Source organism: Leisingera sp. JC1, assembly GCF_001679925.1.
GTDB lineage: Bacteria > Pseudomonadota > Alphaproteobacteria > Rhodobacterales > Rhodobacteraceae > Leisingera.
This window is the reverse complement of record NZ_LYUZ01000128.1, coordinates 1-16,547: the sequence shown is the minus strand read 5'-3', so window position 1 is coordinate 16,547 and position 16,547 is coordinate 1. Positions and strand designations below refer to the sequence as shown.

At 61.3% G+C, this 16,547-nt stretch carries 11 protein-coding genes and 3 pseudogenes; 8 read left to right on the top strand and 6 right to left on the bottom strand.

Annotated features, from left to right (window positions below; translation table 11 throughout):
* Positions 1-153 precede the first annotated feature (153 nt).
* Positions 154-1,332, bottom strand: a pseudogene (locus tag A9D60_RS21445) (IS110 family transposase); the annotation flags it as partial.
* A gap of 515 nt (positions 1,333-1,847) precedes the next feature.
* Between A9D60_RS21445 and A9D60_RS21440 the strand changes: the two are divergent.
* A pseudogene (locus tag A9D60_RS21440) lies at positions 1,848-2,066 on the top strand (transposase); the annotation flags it as partial.
* 338 nt (positions 2,067-2,404) lie between these two features.
* Here the strand turns inward: A9D60_RS21440 and A9D60_RS21435 are convergent.
* Entirely contained in the window at positions 2,405-3,637 is a 1,233-nt protein-coding gene (locus A9D60_RS21435) for a serine hydrolase domain-containing protein (protein WP_217492082.1), read from the bottom strand.
* Between the two features lie 270 nt (positions 3,638-3,907).
* Here A9D60_RS21435 and A9D60_RS21430 point away from each other — a divergent pair, with 270 nt between their 5' ends.
* Entirely contained in the window at positions 3,908-4,618 is a 711-nt protein-coding gene (locus A9D60_RS21430; RefSeq protein WP_083194301.1) for a TetR/AcrR family transcriptional regulator, read from the top strand.
* 653 nt (positions 4,619-5,271) lie between these two features.
* On the opposite strand, the gene A9D60_RS21425 is transcribed toward A9D60_RS21430, so the two are convergent.
* Complete coding sequence (locus A9D60_RS21425) at positions 5,272-6,288, bottom strand: IS110 family transposase (protein ID WP_065269479.1); 1,017 nt, start codon at positions 6,286-6,288, stop codon at positions 5,272-5,274.
* Positions 6,289-6,356: 68 nt separating this feature from the next.
* On the opposite strand from A9D60_RS21425, the pseudogene A9D60_RS21420 reads away from it, so the two are divergent.
* Positions 6,357-7,204: pseudogene (locus tag A9D60_RS21420) on the top strand (IS3 family transposase); the annotation flags it as partial.
* A 217-nt stretch (positions 7,205-7,421) separates the two neighbouring features.
* Here A9D60_RS21420 and A9D60_RS21415 read toward each other — a convergent pair.
* A complete protein-coding gene (locus A9D60_RS21415; RefSeq protein WP_065269478.1) occupies positions 7,422-8,234 on the bottom strand; it encodes a helix-turn-helix domain-containing protein in 813 nt (270 codons plus the stop codon).
* 401 nt (positions 8,235-8,635) lie between these two features.
* On the opposite strand from A9D60_RS21415, the gene A9D60_RS21410 reads away from it, so the two are divergent.
* The 5 genes from A9D60_RS21410 (at position 8,636) to A9D60_RS21390 (ending at position 15,649) form a co-directional block, all read left to right on the top strand.
* Positions 8,636-10,183: an ABC transporter substrate-binding protein gene (locus A9D60_RS21410; protein WP_065269477.1), complete on the top strand. Its 1,548-nt coding sequence runs from the start codon at positions 8,636-8,638 to the stop codon at positions 10,181-10,183.
* A 75-nt stretch (positions 10,184-10,258) separates the two neighbouring features.
* Positions 10,259-11,203, top strand: a complete 945-nt coding sequence (locus A9D60_RS21405; protein ID WP_065269476.1) for an ABC transporter permease — start codon at positions 10,259-10,261, stop codon at positions 11,201-11,203.
* Positions 11,184-12,128 carry an ABC transporter permease gene (locus A9D60_RS21400; RefSeq protein ID WP_254656760.1) on the top strand — a complete coding sequence of 315 codons (945 nt, stop codon included), beginning with the start codon at positions 11,184-11,186 and terminating at the stop codon, positions 12,126-12,128. The genes A9D60_RS21405 and A9D60_RS21400 overlap by 20 nt, the downstream gene beginning before the upstream one ends.
* 1 nt (position 12,129) lies before the next feature.
* Complete coding sequence (locus A9D60_RS21395; RefSeq protein ID WP_065269475.1) at positions 12,130-14,190, top strand: dipeptide ABC transporter ATP-binding protein; 2,061 nt, start codon at positions 12,130-12,132, stop codon at positions 14,188-14,190.
* A 31-nt stretch (positions 14,191-14,221) separates the two neighbouring features.
* Positions 14,222-15,649 (top strand): C69 family dipeptidase, encoded by a 1,428-nt coding sequence (locus tag A9D60_RS21390; protein ID WP_065269474.1) that lies wholly within the window; start codon positions 14,222-14,224, stop codon positions 15,647-15,649.
* A gap of 393 nt (positions 15,650-16,042) precedes the next feature.
* On the opposite strand, the gene A9D60_RS25715 is transcribed toward A9D60_RS21390, so the two are convergent.
* Both A9D60_RS25715 and A9D60_RS21385 read right to left on the bottom strand, forming a co-directional pair.
* Positions 16,043-16,348 (bottom strand): SMP-30/gluconolactonase/LRE family protein, encoded by a 306-nt coding sequence (locus tag A9D60_RS25715; RefSeq protein ID WP_083194298.1) that lies wholly within the window; start codon positions 16,346-16,348, stop codon positions 16,043-16,045.
* Positions 16,327-16,547, bottom strand: a 221-nt coding sequence (locus A9D60_RS21385) for an integrase core domain-containing protein (protein WP_141117914.1), incomplete at its 5' end; no start/stop codon positions are given. The genes A9D60_RS25715 and A9D60_RS21385, both read right to left, overlap by 22 nt.

Here is a 16,547-nt window from a genome sequence, read left to right as displayed (position 1 = left end):
CGACGGATGAGATCGACAAGACTTTTCCGCCGGAATCTTCTATTCTTTGGCAGTGCGGTCGACCTCGGGGCGAAGCGTGGCGTGTCGGCYGGAAGCGTCACCGGGCAGCCTATTCAGTCCCTGCCGGTTTGAGGCGGCCGCACACCCGCCCTGTTTTGGAGGGTGTGGCCGCCAGGCCGCCACGAAGTGCTCGTAGCTTTTCTCCGCTTGCTCAGCGATCTTGGCTTCCTGGTGGCGCAGCTCCTTCACATTGTAGGCATAGCTTGCACCACGCCGATTACCCTTTTTCTGCGGCTGCCCGGCCGCCAGTTCCATGGCGCGGCGCTTGTGGGCCACCAGGCTGGGCCGGGCCCAGCGATAATCCTCGCCTTTCGTCAGCATGTGCCAGCAAAGGGCCGCAAGCTTGCGCGCCACCGCGACGGCGGCGATCTGATGTCCGCGCCGCGCGCGGATGCGGATGAAGAAGGCGCGCAACGGACCCGGCGCTTTCGCCGCGGCCCAGGCCGCCTCGACCAGCATGGCGCGGGCATGGCTGCGGCCAGCTTTGCTAATCCGGCCATGGTGGGCGGGTCCCAGACCGGATTGGCGGACGCGCGGGTTCAACCCGAAATAACTCACCAGTTTCTGCGGCGACTTGAACCGCTCGATGCTGCCGATCGCGGCCATCAGCCCGGCGGCAACCGCCAGATTGACCCCGGTGATGGTCAGGAGGCGCTGAATTTCTTTGTCATCCAAAGAACCTTGGGCGATGTCGCAGTCGAGTTGGGCAAGGTCCTCTCCGAGCCGGTCGAGCTCGCGGATATGGCGCGCAATCGCGGCCCGTTCGTCCTCCGGCACCGGCTCGCGGGCCAGCCAGTCGCGGCCGCGCTGGTTGAAGAGATCGGCATGCGGGCACTTCGGGATCAGATGCGCATGCAGGATGGCATGCACCTCGTTCTTGATCCGGGTCCGGTGCCGGACAACCTGATGGCGGCGCGCCACCAGCCTGCGCATCCGCTCCGTCGCCGCATCCGGGGTCCAGATTTCCGGCAGGTAGCCGGCCGCATGCAGGCTGGCCAGCGTCCCGGCGTCGACCTTGTCGGTCTTCACATGGGCATGGGCGATCGCCTTGACCTGAAGCGGATTGGCAATCACCACCCGCTTCACATAGGGCGACAGGATCCGGGACACCGCCATGCAGTTTCCGGTCGCCTCAATCACCACCTCGTCCGTCTTCTTGAGTTGCCTGCCGAACCCCTCCAGGGCCGTGCGGGTCATCTCGACCCGGCCTTCGTGCCGGGTCAGGCCATTCTCCCAGATCACCACCTCCCCGAAGGTGCGGTGGATATCGATGCCGATCACGCGTCGCATGCGCGCCTCCCTTGCCAGTGACAAAAAGCGGGAGCGGCGGGCGACACGACAACTACGGATTCGCGCTCTCGGCGCAACCGGGCGAGTCGCAGAGGCGGCCAGCTACTAACACGAGCTCGCAGCTCATCGAATACATCGGCCTGCCCGCACCTTCGTGCTCCCGGTGCCTCTGTCCCGGATGCTCGCAGCATACACCCTGATGCAAGAATCGGGGCCGAACATCAGCACCGGGATCTTCATACCGGTTACNGCGCGCCTCCCTTGCCAGTGACAAAAAGCGGGAGCGGCGGGCGACACGACAACTACGGATTCGCGCTCTCGGCGCAACCGGGCGAGTCGCAGAGGCGGCCAGCTACTAACACGAGCTCGCAGCTCATCGAATACATCGGCCTGCCCGCACCTTCGTGCTCCCGGTGCCTCTGTCCCGGATGCTCGCAGCATACACCCTGATGCAAGAATCGGGGCCGAACATCAGCACCGGGATCTTCATACCGGTTACGAATCCGATTGAACGTTTGAACGGCGAGATCAAGCGCAGGACAGACGTCGTCGGGATCTTTCCCAATGAGGCTGCCATACGCCGGCTCGTCGGCGCCATCCTCATGGAGCAGACCGAGGAATGGACCGTGCAGCGTGCGCGATACATGACGCTGGAAACCTTGGCGCCGGTCTGCGATGATCCCGTCATCAGCCTGCCTGCAACTCAGACAGAATGATCAACTCGGCCCGTCAAAAGCACCCGGCCAGCCATGAGCTACACCACGCTATGGGACATGATCAATCCGTATCTGCCCCCAAATCTGAAATCGGCAAGTGAGCTGTATGTGGCCACTTGAAAATTCGGATCCAGGAAGACGCAGTAAAACGAATGAGCGCAACTCAGGTGACCAGCCATCTTGGGCGCAAACAGCGCTACACTTCAACTCCGCCAGGGTGGGATGCTGCTAAAGGAGCCGCATCAAACCGCGACATGTCCAGACTGGCTGCTTAAAGTTGACGATAGGTGCCTGCTCAGGTCGCGGGCCAGCAGCGCGAAGCTGGCCCGCGCAGCGGCTCATTGCGTTATTTTCGCGGTGATCTGGGCGAAAAGTTCCTCGTTTTCCTGATCCCGGCCGACCGGCTCTTCCGTGTAGCTGATCTTGACGATGACGATATTGTTCGCCGGGTCCACCCGGATGAACTGGTGATGCAGGCCGAGGGCCATGTAAACGTCGCTGCCCGCATCGGTCCACCACTGGTACTGATAGCCGATCGGTGCGCCGGGTTCTACTGGTTCGTATCCTTCGTCCGCCACCGTCGCCTCACGCACCCAATCCGCGGGCACCACCTGCTCGCCATTGGCCATGCCGCCCTGTAGGAACATCTGGCCGAACCGCGCGTGGTCGCGGGCTGTGGCGGCAAGGCCAGCGCCAAAGAATTCGCGCCCTACATCCTCGGGCCCGTCCATGATCCAATAGGCATCAGACTCTGCCCCCATCGGCTTCCAGAGCTTCTCTGCCATGTAGTCTGCACCTGTCCGCCCAGTCACCCGTTCGACAATGCAGCCCAGTACACTGGTGTCGAGCGTAGCGTAGTTGAAGCGTTCGTCGGGCCCGGTTTCGCCTGGAACGGACTCCTTCACCGCGTAGTCACACCAGCGGTAACGATAGGCGACGAGTGAATTGTCATGGACCTGGGTCAACTGGGTTTCGCTGCCGAATTCATAGCGCTCTTCCCAATCCACGCCCGAGCGCATCCGCAATAGGTCTCGCACGGTGGGGCCGTCATAGCCGGAGCCTTCCATCTCGGGCAGGTACTTAGTGACCTTGTCGTCCAGACTGTCGATCAGCCCGTCATGCAGCGCGAAGCCGATCAGGGTCGAGGTATAGGACTTGGCGACCGAAAAGGTCAGGAACCGAGTGTCCGGCCCGCTGCCATTGCGATAAGTCTCATAGGCCACCGCGCCGTCCTTGAGCACGACGAGCGCATTGGTCCGGGTACGCTCCAGCGCGCCTTCGAGATCATAGGTCTCGCCCAGGATCACATAGTCCCCGTCGAGCGACATCGGGTTTTCGAGCAGTTCCCAGGCCGAATCGGCTGCATCCACGGTGCGGGTGGCGAACATCTGATCCATGTGCTGGAACGTCAGGTAATTGAGCGTGGGCATGAACATGCTCGCGCGGGCCTCGATCATAGTGGGCATCAGCCAGCGGGACGGGCCGTCCGGCTGGGCGCTGGCCGAGCCGGACAGGCTAGACAGCGTGGCTGTGGCGCCAAGGGCGGCCACGATATGATTGAACTGGAACAAGCGTTTCTCCTCTCGTGTGCTTGAAACTGCTTCGATGGCAGCCTTTTGCACTGGCCCAGATCCTTTCCGCACATTTACCATCGGGCGGCCCGCGGGTGCATTATCGGAGTACCTGCATTGAACGCCCTTCGGGCCTTACCAACGCCCTGGGACAAGCAGGTAGAAGATCATGGAACAGCAGTCTCCCTAAGCTGGTCGATGACAGTAATTGGTATTGACAGAGTGTTTTATAGTCAATAAAAATTTTTATCGAATAAAGAAAGTGGCTAAATGACTAGGTCGGACAGGATCGCTCCGAAGGCGGCGGCACCGCGTGGCGACGGCGAAGCGCAGGCGCCCGAAGGATTGAGATCGCACAAGAAGGCAAAGCGGCGCGGAGCGATTCTTCAGGAGGCGCGTTCACTCTTCGCCGAACAGGGCGTGGACGCGACCACCATGGCCGATATTGCCAAGACTGTCGGGGTCTCGACCCCGACAGTGTTCAACTATTTCGGCAGCAAGGACGGGATCCTGATCGCGCTCATCACCGAGGGAGCGCAGGAAGCGCGGGACAACAGCAAGGTGCTCGCACCGCGGACGGACGACAATTTCACCAGCATCCTGATGACACTGTTCATGGATATTTCGGTGGAGACGCTGGAGATTGCGAGTAAGCGGATTTGGCGCTATGCCGAAGCGGCCTCGATCCGGCACCCGATCACCGAACTGGCACAATCCTTCCAGCAGGTCAATGATGCGCTCCTGGATCTGATTGAGGTCATCGTATCGAGCTACACGCTAACCCTGCACGACCGCACACATGGAGACCCGCGCCAGGTCGCACAAATCTTCTACGATGTCTGGACCTTGACCTTTCAGGACTTGATCCGTTCGCCAGAGATGACAATTGAAACGCATCGAGACCAGTTGAGAGCGCGTTTCGAGCCGCTGTGCCGCATGATCTTCGCACCGGACTTTCTGGCGAAGCCAACGCTGGCATGAGAAATTCGTACCCTCGCAAGAATAGCACAGAAATGCTCAGCGAAGAGGTGAAAGGGTACCGAATAACTAATGCGGTTGGTGGGGTGTCGGGCGACACATAGTTTTGCCATTTGCGACAGAACCTTTCCTTTTTTGTGTCTCCAACATCCCCGCTCGCGCCTCCTGTTCCGCCAGTGGCGAAGCCTTCCCTGATTTTCACTTCGGAAGACCTCGTGTCTTCCGGAGGGCAAAGCAGGGTGGACGCAGCCCGGACTGCGGCCGGACGGTGATCTGACACACGGGGCCGGAGCGGTGAAATTGGGAGGGGCCCGCGCCTAGCGCGGGAGGAACCGGATTTCTCCGTGGTGGCTGACGCGCAGCGGCATCAGAACCCGTGTTCAGATTGCCGGCCGGATGGCAGGCGGACCAATCAAACGGAAAATGCCAGGCGCGCTAGAGCGGAGCGGAGGCGCGGCTGACTTCTGAGCAAGCGATCGCGGTCTCGTCCGCGATCACATTCTAAATTAGGCTGGAGGGGAGGAGGAGTAACCGGCGTCTGCGCCCCACGTTGTAGCGCCTGTCCCGTGCTGCGAGATCTTGCACAACTCATAGTGGGGAGTGCGTTTCGCAATGTGCGCTACAAATTCGTTTCTAATTTCGTTGGGTGTCGAGATCTACGCGTCGGGTCGGCGCATTGCCCAGGCTATTCGGGTGAGTTTGTTTGCCAGAGCAACCACCGCCTTGTTGCGATGCGTACGGTCTTCTAGCGCGCTGAGCCATCGACCCAAGGCGTGGGTCTCACGATGGAGATGCAGGAAGCACGACCGGGCACCGTGGATGATCAGACGCCTGACATAGCCATTGCCGCGTTTGCTGATCCCGAGCAGGGTCTGCTTTCCGCCAGAAGAATGCTCGGCTGGAACCAAGCCAAGCCAGGCAGCCATATCACGCGCTTTGCGGAACTGGCGGCCATCTCCGGCGGCAGCAACAAGAGCCGTCGCACCGAGTGCGCCAATGCCAGGGATCGTGAGCAACCGCCGAACCGTCTCGTCACTGTGCGCGATGGCTTCGATCTCTTTCGTCAGCTCGGCGACTCGCCGCTCGATATGCGCGAGGTCATTGAGCAGATCGTTAAACAATGCCCGCATGGCGTTGGACAGGTCGTTCTCTTCATTGGCGAGGTGATGCCGGATGTCAGCATGGAAGCCGCCAGCCCCTGTGCGCATGGCAAGGCCATATTCGATGCAGAACGCACGTGCCTGGTTCATGAGCCCAGTCCGGTTGCGGATCAAGCGATCTCGTATACGGTGCAGAGCCTGAAGATCGACTTGCTCTTCCGACCGCACCTGCACGAACCGCATCGTCGGCCGGGTGACAGCTTCCGAAATGGCTTCTGCATCGAGCGTGTCCGACTTGTTGGACTTAACATAGGGCTTCACGAACTTGGCCGGAATGATCCGGGCATTGTGCCCCATCCCCGTTAGCTTCCTTGCCAGCCACTGCGATCCAGCGCAGGCCTCCATGCCGATTAAGGCAGGCTCAGCAGCTTCGAAGAACCGCAGCAATGTCTCACGCGAGAACTTAGCTCTTTGAATTGGATGTCCTTCGGCATCGAGCGCGACGACATGAAAGACCTTCTTGCCGATATCGATCCCGTAAGTTGCGGCGTTTGGTTTTGGTTTGGTGCGCATCCGGCATTCCTCCTTGATTGTCCTGACGCCAACCGTGGCGCCAGGATGCGGGGCGGACCATCCCATTACTTCTGAAGCCCGGTTCAAGGAGACGCGCCGTGGACTGGGCTATGAAAGAGAAGAGCTACTCGCAGCGGCGGGCTTGTGCGCTGGCCGGGATCGATCCGCGTGTGTACCGGCGGCGGCCGACCAGCCCGGAGGACAGCGGATTGCGTCAGCGATTGAAGGAGTTGTCCGGTGAGCGCAGACGGTTCGGCTACAGGCGCCTGCACATTCTGCTGAAGCGGGAAGGCTGGGAGGTGAACTGGAAAAGCTCTATCGCATCTACCGGGAAGAGGGGCTGACGGTGCGCAAACGGGGCGGCCGCAAGCGCGCAATCGGAACCAGGGCGCCTATGGCGATCCCGCAGGGGCCGAACCAGCGGTTGTCGCTGGACTTCGTCTCAGACACGCTCTCGGACGGGCGCCGGTTCCGTATTCTGTGTGTGATCGACGACTTCAGCCGGGAATGCCTGGCTACTGTCGTGGACACATCTCTGTCGGGCCTGCGTGTCGCCAGGGAACTGGACAGGATCGCGGATTTGCGTGGCTATCCCTGCTTGGTGGTGTCCGACAATGGCACCGAACTGACCAGCAACGCGATCTTGAAATGGCAGCAGGACCGGCAGGTCGAATGGCACTACATCGCGCCCGGCAAACCGATGCAGAACGGCTTTGTGGAGAGCTTCAATGGCCGTTTTCGGGATGAGTGCCTGAACGAGCACTTGTTTGCGAGCCTGCGCCATGCCTGTCACCTGATCCACGCCTGGCGCGACGACTACAATCACCACCGCCCGCATTCGAGCCTCGACGGGCTCACCCCGCGGGAGTATCACCAACGGTCAAGAGAGGACCAAACCCTGAACAGAGCTAACTGAAAAACGCGGACTCTAAAGGGAGCACGTCAATGCTGTAACCGCCCCCGGCTCGAAACTATGATATCCGAAAGGAGACCCGAACATTTAAGCGCGTTCTAATTTCTCAGGGCAACGGGGCGAACTACTGAACTGAGGTTGATGACTACCGGGCGGCACCCTGGCATCTCGCCGCAATATCAGTACGCCATCCAGTTTAATTCGCGTTCTCGCCCATGCATTAAGGCTCTTCCACATCCAAGACAAATGACGAAGGCCCAATATTATTCTCAATCAATGATAAAATATCAGGTCGAAACAAGCCCTCTCTGGGGTCGAACAGCCCGGTCCGTTTCAAAGCTTGACGAACATTGATTTCACGGCCCAAGTATTCCAGTGCGACCTTCGAGGCGCCGGGTTTGCGTCCGCGCCGTGTCGGGCCGCCGGTCTGGATGCCGACCAGCGTATCCAGCCTGCTGCGGTGGCTGGGATAAAGCGTCGCCTGAGTGATCGAGCCCAGCTCGATCGTCTCGTATTCCACGATGTAGATCCGGTCGGCAAGGTAGAACACCGCGCCTTTATACTTGTTCATGCCTTGCGACTGGCCGGTTTCCGGATCGCGAAGCAATTCGATGTTGCTCCAGTAGAAGCGCTCGCTTTCCTTGTGAATAGACGCCAGAGATCGAATGATTTTCCCGGGATTGCTGAACGAATAGAAGTAGCGAAAATAGTAGCCGATGTATTTTTCGAGTGCCTGGCTGCGCTTGTAAATCAGCTCGAGATGACGCAGCGGCTCGCTGAGTTTCTCCTGACCCATCGGCTTGCGCTTGAGCGATACGATGTTCTCGAACAGCTGAGGCTCCATGAGCAATTCGGATTCCGACACGCCAAAGAAGTCACAGATCCGCCGCATATTGCGGCGCGACGGGTGCGAGGTGCCCGCGAGATACTTGTTGAACTGCTGGCGGTTGAGGTCGAGCTTGCGGCAGACCTCGGCAATGGAGGGGTGATAGCTGCACAGCAGAGCGAGATTTTGGCGAAGTTCGTCAGGCATGAGGTCTTATTAGAGTGAAGCTCTTGTCGCGTCAATTCGCGAAAGGCACGAAATTGCCGCCCCGTCGCAGGCGCGAAGTCATTCCCGCATCAAACGTACCCTAGTGGTCCATGGAGTTCAGACAGGCGTAAGACGGCGCAATTTGACCGGCATCCCCACGGCGTGAGGGAAACTCACAACTCGGACATTCCGACCTCGGCGACTTCATCATCACCGCAGAGCTGCGCGCTTGGGAGGGCGCTGCGCTGGTTGTGGAAAGACAGTGGCAAGAGCGCCTGCCGCGCGATCATATATAAGCGAAATGATGCGAAAGTTGCGTCAGTAAGCGAAGCCGTGCGAAATTGATCAGTTTCAAAACCATGTCATGCTCCGGTCAGAAATTGTTCAGGGAGGACACGACAATGATACAAACAACAACCCGCCGAGGTTTCCTCGGCACCACGGCGGCCTTGGGCGCATTGGGTCTGGCCCCGGGATGGACAACTGCGGCCTTCGCTCAATCCGGCAACACGCTGCGCCTGCGCATCGACCGGGACAACAACGTGCTCGACCCGGGCTTCATGACGGGTGGTACGGAAATCGAGGCGCAGAAACAATGCCTGCCCTTCCTCGCCCAATACGCCCGCGATGGCGAAACCTTCACTTGGGAACCAACCTATTTCGTCACCAAGCTGGAACAGAGCGACGCCACTCATATCGACTTTGAGCTGGCCGAGGGGCTGGTCTGGTCCGGTGGCTACGGGGCCGTCACGGCTTCGGATGTCAAGTATTCCTACGAGCGCATGAAGGACAGCGACTGGTCGGGCTATTTCGAAGCGCTGGACCATGTCGAGGTGACCGGCGAGCGCACCGGCACCATCGCGCTCAGCAAGCCCTTTGCGCCGTTCATCATGATCACCCTCTGCCACGGGCCGGGCGCGGTGCTGAGCGAAAAGGCCATGGCCGACGTGGGCGGAAAGTTCACCACGAAGTTCCCCGCTGTCTGCGGCCCCTATACCTACGACGCGACGCCGGGCCAGCGCGCTGTCTTTTCCGCAAACCCCGAATGGACCGGGCCGAAACCGGCCTTTGACCGGGTGGAATGCAATGTCATCACCGAGGTCAAGGCGGCTGAGCTGGCCTTTGAAGCGGGCGAGCTGGATTGCACCAGCGTCGGCGCCGATACGCTGGCACGCTATACCAAGGACATGCCCGAGGGCACCGGCATCGCAGTTGCGGGCGAGCTGCAATACATGTGGATGGGGATGAATACCGAACATCCCAAGTTGCAAGACATCCGCGTGCGGCAGGCGATTCAGCATGCGGTGGATGTGGATACGATCCTGCAAGGCGCCTATTCCGGCACCACGGCCAAGTCGCACGGCATCATCTGCCCCGGCCTGACCGGCCAACGCGACAGCGCGGGCTACAGCTATGACCCGGCCAAGGCGCGGGCGCTGCTGGAGGAGGTCGGCGTGTCCGGTCTTGAGCTGACCCTGCGCACGCTCAACAATCAGGAACGGATGCTGACGGCGCAGATCATCCAGGCCAACCTCGCTGCGGTCGGGATTACCCTCAATGTCCTGCCGCTCGACGGAGGCCCGTTCTGGGAGATGGGCCAGGAAAGCAAAGGCGACACCTGGAAGGAGCTGGAGCTGTGGCTGATGCGGTTCGGCACCACACCGGACCCCTATGAGGCGACACAGTGGTTCACCTCAAACCAGGTCGGTGTCTGGAATTGGGAGCGCTGGACCGATGAGGAGTTCGACCGCCTCTATGATGAGGGCGTCAATGAGACTGACCAGCAAAAACGCCACGATATTTACGTGCGGATGCAGGAGATCATGGAGAATACGGGTGCCTATGTCTGGATCAATCATGAGCCCGAAGCATTCGGGCACAGCACCGATGTAACGGTCAATGCCGCGCCGTCGGGCGAGCTGAACTACCGCAGGTTCGGCATGGGCTGATCGCGCACCTCGGTATCGGCCCGCGCCCTGCCGCGTGGGCCGGCAAAATGAACTCCGGTCGAGGGGAAATCGTCCGTGCTATATTATCTTACCAAACGCCTGGGGCTGTCGGCGGTGGTGATCGGGCTTGTTGTACTGGTGCTCTTTTCGCTGCTGCATTTCATTCCCGGCGACCCGGCGACCATCGCCCTCGGGCCGCGTGCGACCGAAGAGGCCATCGCGCGCTATGCCGAAAAGATGCATCTCAACGAACCTGTCTGGCGCCAGTTCCTGATCTATATCGGCAATGCCCTGACCGGCGATCTTGGGTTGGATGTGTTCTCCGACCGCCCAGTGACCGCCATCATCATGGAGCGGATCTGCTTTACCCTCGCGCTGGTCGGCGCGGGCATGGGCTGGGCCATGTTGCTCGGCATCCCGCTGGGCTGCCTGGCGGCGGTCAAGCCCAACAGCTGGCTTGACCGTGTGACGGGCGTGCTGTCGGTGGGCACCATCGCCGTGCCGTCGTTCCTGGTGTCGATCTGGGCGCTGCTGATCTTTGCCGTGCAGCTGCGCTGGCTTCCGGCCATCGGCGCGGGCGAGCCGGGGCAGATCGGCGACCAGTTGATGCATCTGATCCTTCCGGCCTTTGCCATCGGGCTGAGCTGGGTGGGCTATCTGGCGCGCATGGTGCGCGCCTCGATGCTGGAGGTCATGGGCGAGAACTATATCCGCTCCGCCCGCGCTTTCGGCCTGCAACCCCGGCGGGTGATCTTTGGCTATGCGCTGCGGGTCGCCATCTTGCCGACGATCACGCTGATCGGCATGGGCTTTGGTGGCATGATCTCCTCGACCGTCTTTGCCGAGATCATCTTTGCCCGCCCCGGCCTTGGCAAACTGATCTTCGATGCCGTCATGGCGCGCAACTTCCCCATCGTGCAGGGCGCGGTTCTGGTGGCCACCGGCCTCTATATCCTCGTCGTCCTGTTTTCTGACATCCTCATAGCTTGGTTTGATCCCCGTGTCCGAGAATCGCTCTGAACCCGTAACCGGCATCCCGGCCGTCGACGCATCGGGCCTTCCCGATCACGTGACCGAAACCGAGATCCGTGAATCCGCCGCCCGCGAGCGCCGCGAAAAGCTGCGCAGCTTCCTGACCAACTGGCAGGGCCTGACCGGGTTGATCCTTGTCACCGCATTTTTCGCAAGCGCGATCTTCGCGTCCTGGCTTGCACCGTATGACCCCAACGCGCTGGACGTACCGGCGCGGCTGTCGGGCCCGACGCTCGACCACCTGGCCGGCACCGACCAACTTGGTCGCGATACGCTCTCGCGCATCCTCTACGGCGGGCGCGTGGCGCTGAAGATCGCCGCCATCGGCGTATCGGTCGCGCTGACCATCGGCCTGACGCTCGGCATGATCGCCGGGTTCGGACCGCGCTGGCTGGACAGCCTGCTGCTGCTGATCTTTGACACCGTGCGTTCGTTCCCGACGATCGTGCTGGCGCTGGCCACCGTGGCGCTGACCGGGCCGAGCCTCACTGTGGTGCTGGCGATCGTGATCATCACCTCGATTCCGCAATATGCGCGGGTGGCGCGGACGGCGACGCTGACACTGAGGAACACCGATTTCATCCTGGCCGAGCGCTCGCTCGGAGCCAGCATGACGAGAACGCTGCTGCATCACGTCATGCCGAATGTGGTCGGTCCCTTGCTGATCCTGGCCGCGATGGATGTGCCGGTGGTGGTCACAGTCGAGGCCGGGCTCAGCTTTCTGGGTCTCGGCGTGACGCCGCCGACCGCTAGCTGGGGCACGATCCTGAACGAGGGCTATCTGGTGATCCGCGACGCGCCCTGGATGGTAATCGCCGGGGGCATCCCGCTGATCCTGACCACGCTTGGATTTACCTTCCTCGGCGAAGCGCTGCGCGACATTTTCGATCCACGAATGGGAAAAGGACGCTGATATGCCCAAGGACGCATTACACTCCCCCGAGACGCTCTTGGATGTGCGCAACCTGTCGGTCGATTTCCGCACCCCTCGGGGGCGGGTCAAGGCGCTGCGCGACATCTCGTTCCCGATCCGCAAGAACCGGATCGTGGGCATTGTCGGCGAAAGCGGGTCGGGCAAATCCACGGTGCTCTGGGCGCTTCTGGGGCTTCTGGCCAAGAACGCCGATGTCATGGGCGGCGAGGTCCGCTTCGGGGACCGTGACCTACTGCAAGCCAGCGAGGCGCAACTGCGCGCCACGCGAGGCGAGGAAATCTCGGTGGTCTTCCAGGACCCGATGACCAGCCAGATCCCGGTGCTGACCTACGGTCGGCAGATGCTCGACATCCTCTACCGGAGGCCCAATGTCTCTGCCGCGGAGAAACGGCGCCTGGCGGTCGAGATGCTGGGCAAGGTGGGCATTCCCGACCCGGACAAGCGGATCGACCAGTATCCCCACCACTTCTCGGGCGGGATGCGCCAGCGTGCGGGTATCGCGATGGCGCTGCTCACCGGGCCGCAGCTGCTGCTGGCCGATGAGCCGACCACGGCGCTGGATGTCACCATGGAGGCACAGATCATCCATCTGCTCCAGGACTTGCAAAAAGAGCTGGACGCAACCGTGGTCGTGGTTTCGCACAATCTGGGTCTGATTGCCGAGCTCTGCGACGATGTGGTCGTCATGTATGCCGGCGAGGTGATCGAGGCGGGCGAGGTGCGCGAGATCTTTCACAACGCGCAGCATCCCTATACCCGCGCGCTGCTGGAATGCGACCCGGCGCGGATCGACGATGTGTCGCGCAAGCTGCCGGTCATTCCCGGCGATATTCCCGATCTGACCAAACCCCGGTCGGGCTGTATCTATGCACCGCGTTGCCAGCGGGCGCTGCCGGTCTGCCACGAGACCTTGCCGCCGGATGTGGCGCGCGGTGAGACGAGCCTGGCGCGCTGTCACCTTCTGGACGGGCTGCACCATGATCCCAGCTGGCCGCCGCCGCTGGACGTGATGACCGTGGGCCAGGAGGGCAGTGCTGGGACCAAGCCCGCTCGCGCCAAACACGACGCCGCCCTCCTTGAGGTCTCGGAGCTGAACGTGCAGTTCGAGACCATCGGTCCTCTGCGGGCACGGCTGAAAGGGCTGAGTCAACGCCATGTGGACGCGGTGCTGGATGTCGGCCTGTCGGTCGCCCCCGGCGAAACTGTCGGGCTGGTGGGCGAAAGCGGTTCTGGTAAAACGACGCTGGGGCGCTGCGTGCTCAACCTCGTGCCGTCGCAGGCGGGCAGTGTGCGCTTTGAAGGCAAAGAAATCCGTAACATGCCCGAAGCCCGGTTCAAGCCTCTGCGCCGGGACATGGCGATGATGTTCCAGGACCCGGTCGGCTCGCTTTCCCCGCGCAAATCCGTTCGGGCCCTGATTACCGAGCCGTTCCAGATCCACGACATCACCGGCGTCGATCTGGACGCCGAGGCCGAGCGGCTGGCCGAGATGGTGCGGCTGCCCAAACATTTCCTGTCGCGCTATCCGCATGAGCTTTCGGGCGGGCAGGCACGGCGCGTCGGCGTCGCCCGTGCGCTGGCTCTGAACCCCAAGCTGATCATCGCCGACGAGCCCACCGCCGGGCTGGACGTGTCGGTGCAGGGCGAGATCCTCAACCTGATGGCGGATCTTCAGGCCGAGCACGGGCTGGGCTATCTGATCATCACCCACAACCTGCCCGTGGTGCGCCATATCGCCGATCGGCTGGCGATCATGTATCTGGGTCGCATCGTTGAGGAGGGCCGCACCGACGAAGTTTTTGCCCGTCCGGTGCATCCCTACACGCGGGCTCTTGTCGAGGGCGTACCGCAGCCCGACCCGGACCGGCGCCGCGTGCATGTGTCGATCTCGGGCGAGGTTCCAAGCCTGCTCAACCGGCCGAAGGGCTGCGATTTCGCGGGGCGCTGTCCCTTTGCTCAGGATCGTTGCAGGGCCGAGAAACCGCCACATGTCACCATGGCGGACGGGCGTCGGCACGCCTGCCATTTCCCGCTAGGCTAAATACAAAACATAACAATCAACGGAAAAAACAATGAGTTACGGTATCTATATCGGGCGAAACCTCACCGCTGACGGGGTCGCCTATCTGGCCGGCTATGGCGATGAGCCGAGCAGCCACTGGCTGGAGATCTGTCCCCGCGCGAAATATCCCAAGGGGGCAACCCTGCCGGTTGGCGTGACCCCGGAGGCCGATATGCCCGGGCATATGAGCGAGATCCCTCAAGCCCCCGAGACGCTGCGCAACATGCGGGTGAGCTACAGCTACTATCTCGGCGTGCCGGCGCCGCTGACCAATGGCGGGGTGAACGAATGCGGGGTCGCGGTGCGCGACATCTGGTCCACCTCGAGGGCCGAGCTGATCGCCATGACCCCCAAGGATCAGACCGGACCGAACTACTCGGATCTGGCCCGGATCGTCGTGGAACGCGCCCGCAGTGCCCGTGAGGGTGTGGAGCTGATCGCGGATCTCATCGCAAAACATGGGTATTCCTCCTATGGCGGCAATTCCCACATCATCGCCGACCCCGAGGAAGCCTGGGTGGTGATCGAATTCGCCGGCGGGCGCGGTCTGTGGTGCGCCGAGCGGCTTGGCCCGGACGACATCCGCGCCTCGCGCCCCGGCTATATCGGCGAAATCCCGGCGGCCCCGACCAAAGATTTCCTGTTCCCGGCACATTTCTTTGAAACCGCCCGGGACATGGGCTGGTGGTCGGAGGGCGAAGGCCCGTTTCATGTCAACCATATCTATGGTGACGGCAAGCACCGCTGGGACGGCGTCGCCTGGATCGAGGACGAGATGCGCACCCGCGCGGCCCAGCCCGGGAAGATCACGCTTGATGATGTATTCTGGTCGATCAGCAGCGAGCGCCTGACCGGCGATACCGCCGGCTATGGCCAGGTCGTGCCGCTCACTCATCCGAAGCACGACGCGCTGCGCATGATGTGGCATGCGCCCGTCGGGCCGGTCACCGCGCCTCTGCTGCCGGTCTTTCTGGGCCAGGCCTCGGTGCCTCCCGCATGGCAACAGCACCGCTATCTGACGACCGGCGAAAGTCACCGTTTTCTGGATTGCCGCAAGGCAGACAAAAACCCGGATTCGGTTTCGCACATTCCACAGGGGATCGAGACTGGACCTTCGGCCTTCAGCATCTTCAAGCGGTTGATGCATCTCGCCTTCCAAAAGCAGGACCCGATCCTGCGCGAAATCTGGACCCATTGGCGGGCGATCGAAGCGCACACGAATGAGGAACTACCCGAGTTGTTGCGGGCGGCTTCGCTGCTGATGGATGCGGGCGAAGAGACTCTGGCATCACGGGTTTTGACAGAGTTTAGCCATGCGCGTTTCGACCGCGCCTTGGCCGATTGCGGTGCGCTCGCGGATGCGGCCTATGCCAGATTGCGCGCGCTGGGGGCGTTGAACATAACCGGGACGCCGCTGTCACCGGATCAGATCTGGTAGCTCCAAACCTCTATCGATCTGAAGCGTCCGGAATCCGAAGGAAGGTTCGGCTATTGGTTGTGTCTCTCTGAATAGCCGAAACCTTCCGACTTGCTTCAATTCTACTTAACCCTCGCTGCACACCAAGCCATATGTGACCTAGTCTTTGAAGGCTGGTCATCGCATTCCGCCGGAAGTCGGGCCGACACCGGCTTCTGGACGTCTGCTTTCGATCCAACACGGACATGAGCGAACGACGCACCCGATTTCTACGACCGGTAGCGAACGCCAAAATGTCTGGCAAGCATGGTGGATTCGAACGTCCAACCAGAGATGCAGGGGTCGATTGAGGTCCGGATTTCAAAAGGATTAAACAGGCCGCGGCTCTGGCGTCCGAAAGAAACAGCGAACGTATCAACATCGCACGGCGTGTTCGGCGACCCCCGGTAGCGTCGCTTCGGCATGGAAAAGGCAGCCCTGTAAGTGGTCGGGGCTCACGATGCCTTCGAAAGCAGTTGTGACAAAGAGGGTCTGCATCTCGGTCCCTCCGAACGCCGGGCAGGAGGTCTGCGTCGCTTCGAATGTGACGACACAATCAACTGTTCCGTCCGCCAGGTATCGAACGACCCGGCCCGCGCCCCACTGGGCGTTCCAAAGGGCGCCTTCCGCATTGGAGTGCGCCCCTGCGGGTGGACAGTTTAAGCTGCTGACTTTGTCCAATCCGGGGCGTGTATCTCTTCATAGCGGTTGGGGCTGGTGTAGCCCAGAGCGGAATGCAGTCTCCTCTCGTTGTACATTGCCTCGATGAAGCGTGGCAGATCGGCGGCCACGTCTTCGAAGGTTTCATACTCTGTGACGTAAACCGCCTCGACCTTGAGTGTCTTCATGAAGCTCTCGGCGTATGGGTTATCATATGGAT